This window comes from Methanosarcina subterranea (assembly GCF_055385895.1).
This window is the reverse complement of sequence record NZ_AP042426.1, coordinates 456,212-469,411: the sequence shown is the minus strand read 5'-3', so window position 1 is coordinate 469,411 and position 13,200 is coordinate 456,212. Positions and strand designations below refer to the sequence as shown.

The 13,200-nt window shown below is 36.6% G+C and carries 12 protein-coding genes; 1 reads left to right on the top strand and 11 read right to left on the bottom strand.

Annotated elements, in window-relative coordinates; genetic code table 11:
• Positions 1-138: 138 nt before the first annotated feature.
• The 9 genes from ACZ5A8_RS02020 to ACZ5A8_RS01980 all read right to left on the bottom strand — a co-directional run bounded on the left by ACZ5A8_RS02020 (position 139) and on the right by ACZ5A8_RS01980 (position 8,942).
• Positions 139-354: a hypothetical protein gene (locus ACZ5A8_RS02020; RefSeq protein ID WP_464531933.1), complete on the bottom strand. Its 216-nt coding sequence runs from the start codon at positions 352-354 to the stop codon at positions 139-141.
• A gap of 610 nt (positions 355-964) precedes the next feature.
• Positions 965-1,612, bottom strand: a complete 648-nt coding sequence (locus tag ACZ5A8_RS02015; RefSeq protein WP_464531931.1) for a hypothetical protein — start codon at positions 1,610-1,612, stop codon at positions 965-967.
• A gap of 167 nt (positions 1,613-1,779) precedes the next feature.
• A complete protein-coding gene (locus ACZ5A8_RS02010; RefSeq protein WP_464531930.1) occupies positions 1,780-2,895 on the bottom strand; it encodes a S1 family peptidase in 1,116 nt (371 codons plus the stop codon).
• A 1,033-nt stretch (positions 2,896-3,928) separates the two neighbouring features.
• Positions 3,929-4,267 carry a hypothetical protein gene (locus tag ACZ5A8_RS02005; RefSeq protein WP_464531929.1) on the bottom strand — a complete coding sequence of 113 codons (339 nt, stop codon included), beginning with the start codon at positions 4,265-4,267 and terminating at the stop codon, positions 3,929-3,931.
• Between the two features lie 59 nt (positions 4,268-4,326).
• Positions 4,327-5,214 (bottom strand): zinc-dependent metalloprotease, encoded by an 888-nt coding sequence (locus ACZ5A8_RS02000; RefSeq protein WP_464531928.1) that lies wholly within the window; start codon positions 5,212-5,214, stop codon positions 4,327-4,329.
• A gap of 787 nt (positions 5,215-6,001) precedes the next feature.
• Positions 6,002-6,856 carry a hypothetical protein gene (locus tag ACZ5A8_RS01995; protein WP_464531926.1) on the bottom strand — a complete coding sequence of 285 codons (855 nt, stop codon included), beginning with the start codon at positions 6,854-6,856 and terminating at the stop codon, positions 6,002-6,004.
• Positions 6,857-6,928: 72 nt separating this feature from the next.
• Complete coding sequence (locus ACZ5A8_RS01990) at positions 6,929-7,507, bottom strand: hypothetical protein (RefSeq protein ID WP_464531925.1); 579 nt, start codon at positions 7,505-7,507, stop codon at positions 6,929-6,931.
• A gap of 147 nt (positions 7,508-7,654) precedes the next feature.
• On the bottom strand, positions 7,655-7,855 hold the full coding sequence (locus ACZ5A8_RS01985; protein WP_464531924.1) for a hypothetical protein: 201 nt from the start codon (positions 7,853-7,855) through the stop codon (positions 7,655-7,657).
• Positions 7,856-7,895: 40 nt separating this feature from the next.
• Positions 7,896-8,942, bottom strand: a complete 1,047-nt coding sequence (locus ACZ5A8_RS01980) for a phospholipase C/P1 nuclease family protein (RefSeq protein WP_464531922.1) — start codon at positions 8,940-8,942, stop codon at positions 7,896-7,898.
• A gap of 695 nt (positions 8,943-9,637) precedes the next feature.
• Between ACZ5A8_RS01980 and ACZ5A8_RS01975 the strand changes: the two genes are divergently transcribed.
• Positions 9,638-11,266 (top strand): IS1634 family transposase, encoded by a 1,629-nt coding sequence (locus ACZ5A8_RS01975; RefSeq protein ID WP_464529695.1) that lies wholly within the window; start codon positions 9,638-9,640, stop codon positions 11,264-11,266.
• 531 nt (positions 11,267-11,797) lie between these two features.
• Here the strand turns inward: ACZ5A8_RS01975 and ACZ5A8_RS01970 are convergent.
• Both ACZ5A8_RS01970 and ACZ5A8_RS01965 read right to left on the bottom strand, forming a co-directional pair.
• The gene (locus ACZ5A8_RS01970; RefSeq protein ID WP_464531920.1) at positions 11,798-12,424 is read right to left on the bottom strand and encodes a hypothetical protein; all 627 of its coding nucleotides are present in this window, start codon (positions 12,422-12,424) and stop codon (positions 11,798-11,800) included.
• Positions 12,425-12,437: 13 nt separating this feature from the next.
• On the bottom strand, positions 12,438-12,653 hold the full coding sequence (locus tag ACZ5A8_RS01965; RefSeq protein ID WP_464531918.1) for a matrixin family metalloprotease: 216 nt from the start codon (positions 12,651-12,653) through the stop codon (positions 12,438-12,440).
• Positions 12,654-13,200 lie beyond the last annotated feature (547 nt).

The window sequence follows — 13,200 nt, the reverse complement described above, 5'->3', positions numbered from 1 at the left end:
CAGATTTTGAATCTAACCTTTTAGCCCGAAATCGAGATATTATAGCTTGGATAATCCCAAATAACAATCCGGATGGGCATAAATTCACAAAGATTCTCAACACTGCCTTTTCAACACATCAACTTTCAAAAATTGAGTTTAAATGACACAATTGCAGGAGTCCTCTCGAATTGCAATTAAAGTCTTTACAGGCAGATATGCGTAACATTTTGCTTCCAGTTTCACGTTTGTTCTGTAATTCCCACTGCCTGGTACATCGATCGTCTCTGCCCCGGAAGCTGTGCATGAACTTGGAACCTGGTGAACAATTGCAGGCAAATTAATGGGTTCACTTATCCAAATTGTTATTTTCATTTCACAAGGAGCAGGAAAAGGAAATTCTTTAGAAGTTGTTTGACACCCGCTTACAAACCATGATACATTCATGTATCGACTTCCATTAGAACGCTGGTATAATTTGGAAGTAAACTTTATATATATGTCTCCGGTACCATCCAGATATTCTCTAGTGCAGCTATTTATGAGCTGATCCCAAAACTCAGGATTAAGCCCCGAAATCTCGAATCTGGAATAATCAATCGATCTTTTGATTGGGAAAATAGCTCTGAAACTCTTATTGATGTGGAAATAAAATTGATTTTGGGATGAGCTCTATAAGTGTATCTGCTAAAACAACATCTGGCTCTAAGAGTTCACTTGAGTTCCTAGGCCATCTCATTCAACTTACTATGAATTTTATGTGTAAATTCTCAAATCAGATATTATGGAATTTAAAGACCTAAAAGTAGCTAAAAATAATTAGAGAGACGTTGGCCAATTTATTTCTCTTAATCAGACATAGTTAGTGTGCAACATATGACCTGCATGCGTTATTTCATTACAATTAAGGAGTTTCGTTTGCATAATATTCCGGCCCATATCGATTACACCACAATCTATAATTTCCGTGCGGTATTTTGCCAGACTAATACCTGATCCTACACACAATATATAATCCGAACAATCCATACATAAAACTGAAACCTGGAACGTTATTTGGTTTTTCTTTACTCGTCTCTGAGCCTGATTTAGTTTGTTGGTTTGTACTGTTTTCAGTTTCATTAAGATCTGCTGTATCCGACAATTCGGTAAGCGCAGATATATCTCCACGGAAAAACACTAAAGGAACTTCATTAACTCCAATCCGGCTTGCATGAGAATCAAAAATTTGATAAATTTCATCCATAAAAGACTTTTCAATTTCCTTATTTACCTCTACCTTAAGAACCCCCATGTTAGTGAATCCATAATTTATAATAGGGCCATCTGGATAGAAATATTTCGACATTTCACGCTCGTTAGCATTGACTTCGATATTTACTTCAGTATAGATTAAATCAAGAGTATCAAGCCATTTTTTCCTTTCTTCCAAACTTCCAAAAGCAGGCATATTTCCATAAGCAGCAATAAAATTCGGATTACTTTTCAATTCGTTAAGGGTTTCTGGGCCAAAGGTAAGTGTTTCATTTTCCAAAATATCTTCTCCATTTTGAGAACTAGAGCCTAAAGCACAATTTCCTAAAATATTTGCTAGCATGACGCATAGTAAAATATTCAACATCTTTAAGTTCATGTATCTCCTCTCATTTCATATTCTTTGGTTATAATAAATTTGCATATAATATATAAAAAATAAAAAATAGTCAGTATCATTCCAATTTGAATAATGCGATATTGCTGCATATAGTTTATATCGCATTATTCAAATTGGAAATCTGAGTAATGTTTCTAACTGCATATTTATGCTGTAAGAGGAGTTACACCTAAATCAGACTGCACTCCAGACACTGGAGAAAATATTGAAGTCGAGTAGCCTGAATTATATGTTCCTACTCCTCCCCAATGGATTCCCACAATTTTAACACCACCACTAACATAAACGTATACAGGGGCACCACTGTCTCCACCGTCGCATTTATATCCTGCAACATATTGTCTATACAAAGTACCAAGAGGGTTATCGTACGATGTTCTAATCTCAGTAACGCTTCCATAACTCTTTCCTGTCGTGATACCCGATTTATAAACTGTATCTCCTATAGCGGCATTCTCATGTGATTTTACATCTTTTAGTACATCCGTATCTGTATCGTATATCCTTGCAGCTACGTTAGAATATGGAACCCATGAGGCATCTGCATAATGTCCTCCAACTTTACTCACTGTTCCGACTTTGTTAGCACTCGGCCCAGCAATAGGTTGCCATATTTGATCCCCAATAGATGGTGCAGCATGTCCTGCAACAACATAACCTTTAGTTCCACTACTAGTTTGTGCAGAAAAACCAAGGGTTGATTGCTTAATTCCATCCGGTTTTTCTGTGCATATTTTTATTCCTCCGATTATCGGACGCCACGAGCTAGTACGACTAGTTGGCGTAGGAAGGTCTTCATATACAACTATTAATGGAACATCTTTTACAGCAATATTTTGCCCATAATTAGAAAATAGACCATATAGCTCATTTTCTTTAGCTGTATCGATTTTTTGTCCTTTTTCGATTGCAACCTTAAGAACGCCATCAATGGTGTAACCATAGGCTATAACAGGACCATTTGGATAGAAATACTTTGACATTTCCTTTTCAAAATTGTCGTTAGCTTCAGTATATACTTTATCAAGTGCATCAAGCCACTTTTCCCTTTCTTCCGAAGTTGAAAAAGCAGGTATATTTCCATATGCAGCAATAAAGTTCGGATCCTTCTTCAATTCATCAAAAGTTCCAGGGCCAAAGGTTAGCTCTGCAGTCGCATTTAGCTCCTTAGCTGCGTTCTCTTCTGCACTCACAGCTGGTATCAACACCATACCAACTAGCATCATTGTTATAAAAAATATTCCAGTTTTATTACGATTCATTTACTTCACCTCATAGTGTTATTACCCCAGGAGACAGGATCAAGCAAGCCTTAAATATTCACAAAGCTAACACTAATCATGCCTCCGGGTAAGGTGGGGTTCAAATAGACTTTTCCAGAGCAAATTTGAACTCCACCAAATATCTTTTTAATGTTCATTTTTTTCATGAATTTACTCTTATAATTAATTTGTGGCCAAATCATCCAACTGAGAGTATAGGTAAACCTAAATCCGAGTTCTTTGGAGATATATAGAGCTATTAGATTGATAGTTGGATGATTTGGCCATAAAATTTAAGTAAACTGTCTTGACAAGTGTTAAAAGGAGAGCTAATAATGTCAAGAAAGATATTTTTGAGTTTGTAGAAAATCTATCTAAATTAGCTGTAAGAGATTGAAAAAATAAGTAAATCCACATAATAATTTTTTACTCGAGTACTCAAAGAAATAGAATCGGCAATCCATTATTTGGGTTTGTTCTAAAAGTCAGTAATACATGTTGAAAAGTCACAATAGATCTATAATATCAAAGTATCCTTTCGGTTTTGCATATTGCAGATTGTAATAGTTATAGCAGGTAACCACTTTTCGGATAGGCTCTTAATTCAGAATTCAAGTAATCACCTGACTGAGCTGACTTATTATAATCTGAGCTTGACCCAAAAGCTACGCTTGTAATTGAGCCAAAAATCAGAAGAAATTCCATTGAGAATACAAGGATAGATTTTAGTCTTACCGTATATATTCCTCCAAAAAATTATTTAAAAAATAAAAGGTTAAGTATAGTAATCTTTTCAAACTATGAGGGGATAAACACCTAAATCAGATACAACTCCTGAAAGCGGCGAGAAGTAAGCGGTACCATTTAACGATCTATGATGAATTCCTATAATATACAATTTACCAGATGACATGAGATAGACTGGATCTCCACTATATCCTGAACCTCGACTATAATTTGCCTTTATCTGATTATAATATACCCATCCATTCTGGTTAACGGTAACGCCGATACCTGTTACAGTTCCACTTAATTAATCAGCAGAGTAATAACTTATATGATAATACTCATTATTCAGTTTTATATATTCAGTCTTGTTATCCCACATGATGTTAGCAAACTCTGTCATATTTTCATTATGATCAAAAGGGAGCTTAACGTTTTTTCCGGGATTATTTATCGCTTCTTCGACATAGGGGTATTTCTCGATATCTACTAAACTGAATTCCACATATTTCTCTGGCGTATCTTGAAGTTTATCCGCGCGAACATACATGCCTGCTCCAGGCTGGTAAATCATCAAAAAGAAAATAAGGCATATTGCCAGAACCGCAAAAGAAATAGCTGCTAAAGTTTTTGTCCTTGCTTTCATCAAATAAGCTCTCCAACACTATGAAATAAAGTGCAGGACTTAGTCCTGCACAAAATAATTTAAAAATGATTTCTATTAGTTTCGATAGTTAGATCACACATTGGACACCAGTAATCTTCATCCATCATACAGCTGTAAGTCATTATACAGGTAGGGCCAATGTATCCATGATCTGGACAATCATAATTATGCGAAGCCTCATGCTGTGCGAGATGCCAGTCCCAACTTGCACTTATCTGATGCTTCATTAGCCACGCGTCACCTAGACTTTCAGATACGCCTCTATGGTCTGTTTCCTGATCTGTGAAAACAGCCAACATATCCATACCCTGTTTGTTTGAAAGCCATCCACTTTCAAGTTCTGCTTCATCGAGTAATAAACTAGTATTATCTTCACTATCAGTACTATCCCACGTTGAGTATTTGCCTACTACAAAATCTATATTATGATCACTGTAGAATGCGTTGTCAGCATTTTCGATGGTATTGTGTGCCTGAGTCTGCCAGTTACTTCCGAAAGTACTCCGGTACTCTTCATCTGCGACTATCCAAACATTAACTGTATTTGTTGTCGTTGTTGCTTTCGTTGAGGACTGTTGACTAATGTTTCTTGATGTAAAATTTTCTATTACTGCTTTTTTTACATCCTCAGGATAATTATCAGGAAGATTCTCCAAACTCTTGAGACTTTCAATTTGTACAGGCTCAATTTTCAGATCTTCCTCTATCATTTTCCTTACTGTCTCGTTTTGCTCAGCAAGGGCACGAAGTTCATCACCACTAAGCCTATTTAGTTCGTCACCTTTTTCAAACCAAGGTTCCACGATATCTTTGTCTTGATTTCTTTTTGTAGTATTATCTGTTGCACTCACGGCCGGTATGAAAGCAATGCTCACAATAAGCATTGCTGCAAATATTGCGCCTATTCCAAATTTCTTTTTTATCATTGTTTTCACCTCGTGATTTTATTCCCGAGGCAGAATCAAGCAAGCCTTAAATATTCACAAAGCTAACACTAACTCATGCCTCCGGGCAACGTGGAGTTCAAATTGGATCTGGAAAATCGAGTGAACTCCACCAAATATCTTTTTAATGTTCACTTTTTTCATGAAATTACTCTTATAATTAATTTGTGGCCAAATCATCCAACTGAAAGTATAGGCAAACATAAATCCGAGTTTTTTGGAGATTTATAGGGCTATTAGATTGACAGTTGGATGATTCGGCCATAAAATTTAAGTAAACTATCTTGACAAGTGTTAAAAAGAGAGCTAATAATGTCTAGAAAGATATTTTTGGGCTTTGTAGAAAATCTATCTAAATTAGCTGTAAGAGATTGAAAAAAATAAGTAAAAAGTGTCAGGCCATTAATTTGAATGGGTGGATATCAGTTATTTCAGAAGATTTCTACAGAGCCTATTTTTGATTATATTGACAAGTGCCCGACAGAGTTAAGGAATAGACTATGGGTTTTTGATTATCTCCAAAAACCCATACTATAATGTCTGATACCCAATAGGGATAATATGCCTTTTATTGGAGAGATGGAATTTTCTTTATCGGTCAACTTAGAACTGTTTAATGTAGAATTCTCTATTCCGCCATTACTCTCTGACACCAGGCTGCGGGGTCGGAAATATGATTCATTATAGAGATTATCAAAACGTACTGTACCTTTCTTGTTGTAAAACTCAACGGAAACATCTTCAAGACCGGCTTTATTCGCATGTTCTTTCACAATAAGTAGATCTTGTTCAGTTCGTTCTGGGAATAAACTGTTTCATTCTCTTCATAATAAAGTTCTATCGGAAAAAACATATCCATCGTGTCGGAACCGTAGGCAACTATCGGCCCTTCTGGATAGAGATATGGTTGTATTTCATCGAGAGAACTATTTTTTATAATTTGTAAGGATGACGAATTAGATAAATAATAAAAATGCACCGGGAATCCAACATCCGTTAGCTGAACAACGTCTTTGCCGAATGTAGGGTTATTTTCAGGAAAATAAAATATTGCTGTTTTATCCCAAAGACAAAATATGACCGGGACTTCATCAAGCCCAGCTTCAATCGCATTCTTTTCCACAATGTCGTAGATTTCCTTTAACTCGGTTTCGGAATAGACGGTTTTGTTACCTTTATAGTCATACAATCTGATCAAAAAATATCCGGGCATAGGACCGGCACCATAGTTAACTATCGGACCATCAGGATAGAGATACGGCTTTACCTCGCGGATAGAACTATCTCTTATAGCCTGCAGGGTTGAACTGAAGTTGTCCAGCTGGGAAGTATTTTTGATTACCGGAACATTTCCATACGCTTTTAGTACATTTGGGTCATATAAAAGACTTTCAGGATTTGTACAGTTTTTAAGGGATTCTTCATTTAATTTTGAGAGCAGAGAGATTGTTTTCTCCGGAGTATCATGCCAGGCAGAGTACGGTATATCGTACACGGGTATTTCTGACCAGTAAATCGTTTCCTCTATAGTTTCATTCTGGCCAGGCGTATGGAAAGTATTTGCAAGTGTAGGCCCTGAAAACAGGACTAGAATCAAAAAAACGATAATTAATTTTTTACCCATATTATCACCAAAACTTCCCAAAAATTAATTATTATACGCAAAGTATAACAGATACCTTACTCTATCTCACTGTTAAGGAGTTTCATTTGCGTAATATTCCGGCCCGTATCGATTATACCACAATGTATAATTTCCGTGCGGTATGACTTGTCCCAGAATAGCTTTGACTTTTACATATCCTGTATCGTTAACTTCTGCTATTATTTCATTCATGTACATGCCTCTATATTCCCTGGACCACTCATTAGGATCATTATTTGCAGCCAGATAGACATAAAAGGACACCGTTTCTCCTTCCAGATTATCGCTTACGTAGACGTAGCTGTCATAAGTCGGATTTGAAGCGTACTTGGTATATTCTCCGTAAGGGACAGTAGAAATATTGGATATATTTTCAACAGGGAACAATATCGGGCTTCCATTATTTATAGGATCAAAAATGTCGAAGTGATCAGCAACAAAATCTGCATCATAAGATATATCTTCGAGTCTGCTCTCGTTTGTCCTGAATCCAAGCATATATCCTTTATCGGTTTCTGCAATGAAAGTTGTCCAGTTTCCATTTATCGTTTTGTTATCAAAAACTTCAGTTGCGTTTTTAAAATAGGGCCCTTTACGGTATTCTTCAGGCCAGTTATGGATTTCATGCATCAACCTTTGGGTAAAATAAGGATCTTTCTGCTCCGGAGAGATAAAAAATTTGCCTTCTTTAGTTGCGGGGATTGGAACCATTATCATAGTAGTGTCGCGTCAGCGATGAAATGTCGTATCTAATCGATTACAACTATTCAGAATCATTTAATCCTTAAGCATTGACGCGACAGTAGTTCCCTCAACCTCCCTTCCGGAAAGTCCTCCAACACTGACTTTATATCCACAATAGTATCTATTAGCCGGGTCCCTCCAATCTTTTGCATCCATATAAGTAGCATGAGCAAATATGCCCCCAACAAAAAGAATGATAAGTATGGTAACGAGTAGTAAATTTCTTTTTTTCACTATTACTCACCCAAATTATATTTCAAAAAATTGAGAGGATTTACCCTCTCACATACTTTACAAGTCCCATGTTGTACTTTGCTGCTCTCTCCAAGTTTCTCTGCGTGATGGCTATAACTTCAGGATCTGATCCAAAAGTACTTGGATGATAATATACTGCATCATATAAAGTTTCTAAATCGGAATTTGATGCACTTGCTAAATTTTTCGCTGATTGTTCAGGATCTGTTATTGAGTAATAAGTGTTAGTGTTTTGAATCACATTTCTGTAATTATGTCCTGTAGTCCAGTTATTTTGCACGTATGATTCATAGGAAGTATGAACCCATTGATTTTGATACTGGGCCAATTCTTTACCTGTATGCATTGGATTTCCTAAATAGGACATGTAATGGCTTGAATACCCAAGGTTTGTATATGCATTCGTGTACTGACCACCATTATAACTCGTTTTGGCAAGATTTGCACGGTATTGACAATTATATGCGGCATTGCCAGTATGAAGAACGGGGTCGTAGTAATGATGATAACCTTGCCAGAATCCATCATTCCATGTGTCTGGAACAGGAGCAGAATTATTTGCAATCTGTGCATAAGATGAGCTGAAACCCCACTTTATGCACGCAATATGTATGATGTCTCCATGAACATTAGCTCCAGACCATTTTATCCCAACATCACCACTTCCATACTCATCATTAAGATATTCAGCTGTTGCCTTAGCGACTTTGTCAAGCATTAGATTGTCCTGTTCAGTTATTTGATCAGGATATCTTTTCCAAATATCTTCCATTGCTTTTTTCATTTCTTCCTTTTCTTCATCGGAAATGTAACAATTGTCAATGTAACCAAATAAGATTTCTTGTTCTTCATTATCTGCTTCGAGTAAGTGCAAATAGGGCGATTTAGGTGTTGTATCAAGCACAGTAATCGGCTCTGGCTCTGGGACTGGATATTCCATCTCTCCAACAACAATATTAGCGGTATCTTCGGTTAGTATTTCGGCACTCACCACCAGCACAAAGGCCGTGCTCATCAGGAATATTGTCAAACACAATATTCCTATTCCTATCTTCTTCATTGTCATAATCACTCCTGCTTATTTCCCAGGAGGCAGGATCAAGCAAGCCTTAAATATTCACAAAGCTAACACTAACTCATGCCTCCGGGCAAGGTGGGGTTCAAATAGACTTTTCCAGAGAGAATTTGAGCTCCACTAAACATCTTTTTAATGTTCATTTTTTTCATGAATTTACTCTTATAATTAATTTGTGGCCAAATCATCCAACTGAGAGTATAGGTGAACCTAAATCCGAGTTCTTTGGAGATTTATAGAGCTATTAAATTGTCAGTTGGATGATTTGGCCATAAAATGTAAGTAAACTGTCTTGACAAGTGTTAAAAGGAGAGCTAATAATGTCAAGAAAGATATTTTTGGGCTTTGTAAAATATCTATCTAAATTAGTGTAAGAGATTGAAAAAAATAAGTAAAAAGTGTCAGGCCATTAATTTGAATGAGTGGATATTAGTTATTTCAGAAGATTTCTACAAGGCCCCAAATATCAGGTTGCTTTAATTCTGGATTAAAATCGACGTCTTTAATGTACCATGTACCAGGGATCTTCAATGTTCAAAGCTTTCTGAGAAAGTTCTTTGTAAATAGCAAATCAAACTCCTGTAATTATATGAATAAAATAAGGGCTCGCGATCTAATATCCTGCTTTCGGCAGGTAAACCTATAAATTAATATCATTAATTTTATATCTCTTTCTTGGTTATCCCATGGCAGAGAAAAACAGTAGTAGAAGAGTTGAATCCTCCTTAAAACGTACACGGTTCTTAGGTCACCTAGGTCTTATGGCTGGAGTTTTCCGAGAACTTGAAGTTGACAAACTGATCGATGAGAAACTTCCCAAAGAACGGAATCATAATGTTCCTCACTCAGTCTGCATCCTTGCCATGGTACTCAATGGTCTAGGTTTCATAGGGCAACGTCTGTACCTGTTTCCTGATTTTTTCAAAAACATTTCTACTGAAAGGCTTTTTGGAGACGGTATAACAAAAGAAGACCTGAATCAATATGCTATCGGAGAGACTCTTGACAAAATCGTAAAATATGGCCCTACAAAACTGTTTACGGAAATTACCCTTCACATTATGGCTCGTCTACCTATTCCTGTTCACTGTTTACACTCTGACACTACAAGTGTCAGCGTTTATGGTGATTATGAAGACGAAGAAACTGAGTCTATTGATATTACTTTTGGAATTCCCAAAAACGGAAGATGGGACCTCAAACAATTTGTACTGAGCTTGATTGTTAATCAGCATGGAATACCACTTTTCATGAACACACATTCAGGAAATGCTTCCGACAAAAACACAATTCTGGATGCAATAACGTCTCTCAAATCAGTTTTAAGACCTGAAAGCAAAGTGTACTATGTCGCTGATAGTTCCTTTTACACAGACAATAATATCCAGAATATCGGAAAATCATTCTGGATCAGTCGTGTTCCTGCAACAATTTCCGAGGCAAAGGAACTGCTAACTGCAAATCTGAACCTGAAAACGCTAAAAAGTGATGAGAGGTACTCTTTTTATCAAACCTTTGTGGAATATGGCGGAGTCAAACAAAAGTGGGTTTTGCTGCTTTCTCACAAGATGAAGGAGAAGAAAGAGAAAACTCTCAGGACGAAACTTGACAAAGAGGTTGAAAAAGCAGAGAAGGCTTTTAAAAAGCTGAAAGGAGAGGACTTCTTCTGCGAAGAGGATGCATCAAAAGCTGCAGAGAAATGGATTAAAGAATTCCCTTCTATTGTTTTTGAAAAAGTTGATTTGAAATCCATTAAAAAACGTGAATCAGGTAAAAGAGGCAGACCTTCTAAAGATGAGGAATTAAAGACTTATTTCAGGATTGATGGAAGCATAAAGGTTAATGATGCTTTTGTTTTGAATGAAATGGAGAAAATGGGACTTTTCATTCTTGCGAGTAATGATATCACTCTTTCTCCGGGAGAGATGCTGAAGTATTACAAAGGACAGGACAATGTAGAAAAAGGATTCCGATTCTTGAAAAGTGATACATTTAGCATATCGAAAGTCTACCTAAAGAATAAAAGCAGAATTGAAGCACTGGCTATGACAATGGTTCTCTGCTTAATGATTTATTCAATTGCAGAATGGAAATTAAGGACAAAATTAGAGGAAGAAAATGAAACGGTTCCAGATCAAAAAGGAAAGCCAACAAAAAGACCTACGATGAGATGGATATTTGTCAATTTCCAGGGAATTACAGAACTTATTTCTCAGAAAGAAGGTGAAGTAAATTCAGAAATACTGAATATGGAGGATCTTCACTGGAAGATATTGGGTCTCATGGGAGAGAAATATGAAAATATCTATCTCTAATTACGTTAACCTGCCGAATGTAGGTAATATTTAAATTGCTTTATATTAAAGTACCCATACAAAACAGCGAAGAGCCGATATTACAAAATCCTTCAGAACTCCTGCCTGAAAACGTTTTTTTCTGATCGGCTTCAGCATCAAAAGAAGAACTATAATTTCTGAAAAAAGATCAAAAAATATTTCAATGTTTCCCTGACCAACACACCTGATTATTTCTCAATCATTCTCGTGAATTTATCCTATCTTTTGGAACAAATTCCTAATTTATTTTACATATGCGCGTATCATATCGCATACATATGCGATTCCTGCGAGCACATAATGCGCTGTATAAAGAAAAAAAGAAAAAGAAGTAAAGGAAGGAAAAATCGAATATATACTAAATTGCCGGAGAGTGGTAGGAGTGAAGGGGGTCCGGTCTATTTAAAGCCGAATATTCGTAAATTAAAAACTACCTCTTCACCTTCGTTTATCTATGAGAATGCAACCATAAAACAAAAGTTGCATATTATCGTGTTAGACGAATCACATTCATTCCTTAATTGTACGTAACAACTCCTCCTGACTAACACTTTCATTATTCCATCCTATGGCTCTCCCATCATCGGTTAATGCGAATTTCCCCTGAATGTATCCTGTTACCTTGAAGTGTTCAGGGCCAATATCCTTAGTACCTGGGCTAGTATCTTTAGTTAGATATAGCAAAACCTTTTCACCAGTTTTAAAGCTCGGTTCATCTTCTACCGCCATGCTATCATTTCCGACTGTTCCCCCCACTCTCACAATAACATCTTCGGATGATAATGGATTTTTGACGTATTTGTCTACACTTATAACGATATCAGTATAGATGAGGTCATAAGGGCCGAATTCAACTACTTTATCTGGTCTTTTTCCGTCGACAGAATTCCATCTACTTGGAAGTATTTCCTTGACTGTACCCATGACGATCACGTCAGAGTTTTTACTTAAATCCTCATGAGTGTATTCTTCAAGCAAAAAACTCATGCTACTGCTTAAGGGCTCATTGATATTATTTGAAGGTTTACTATTTTCTTGTGAAGATTGTATAGAGTTGGAGAATGCTAAACCTAACACGATCAAAGTAAGTGCTCCAACCAAAACGATTCCATATTTTACACTGTTTCGACTTGTCATAATTCATCACCTATCAGGGATAAATGTAGCAGATGCCTACTATATCATCAGAGTGTAAACTTCTTTTTTTTGTTTCCCCTGTTGACATAGTACTGTACATTGTTGCTTCAGTATTGCTAGAATGACCCAAACTTAACCAGTGCCCAAATTCATGAGTAGCAGCACTTTGCACATCGTAATATCCCGATGCTCCTGTAGTAGACCAACTCTTATCACTATTGAATCTCACTATACATTTGTCATCGAGGTACCACTATATGTCTCAGTAGTTGTCGCTAGCGGTCCACTTGACCCAAGTGACGTATAGTACAGTTTGTTTTCACATCCTATCTGATAAAAGAAGAAATCTGCACCAGCATTATTCCATGCACTCATAGCCTGAGACAGAGAATTTGACCAAGAACTTGGAATTGAGGAATCCTTGTCAACTTGGGCAAATCCAGAATGCCAATAACGTCCGTTATAAGTGTACGCCGATGCCGTAGAAATAATGCTGACCAATGATATCGTTATCAACAAAGCTCCTATCAACATTTTTTTCTATGCTTCATATTTTATTTCACTCCTGTTCATTTCCTAGGAGGCAGGATCAAGCAAGCCTTAAATATTCACAAAGCTAACACTAATCATGCCTCCGGGCAACGTGGAGTTCAAATTGGATCTGGAAAATCGAGTGAACTCCACCAAACATCTTTTTAATGTTCATTTTTTTCATGAATTTACTCTTATAATTAATTTGTGGCCAAATCATCCAACTGAGAGTATAAGCAAACCTA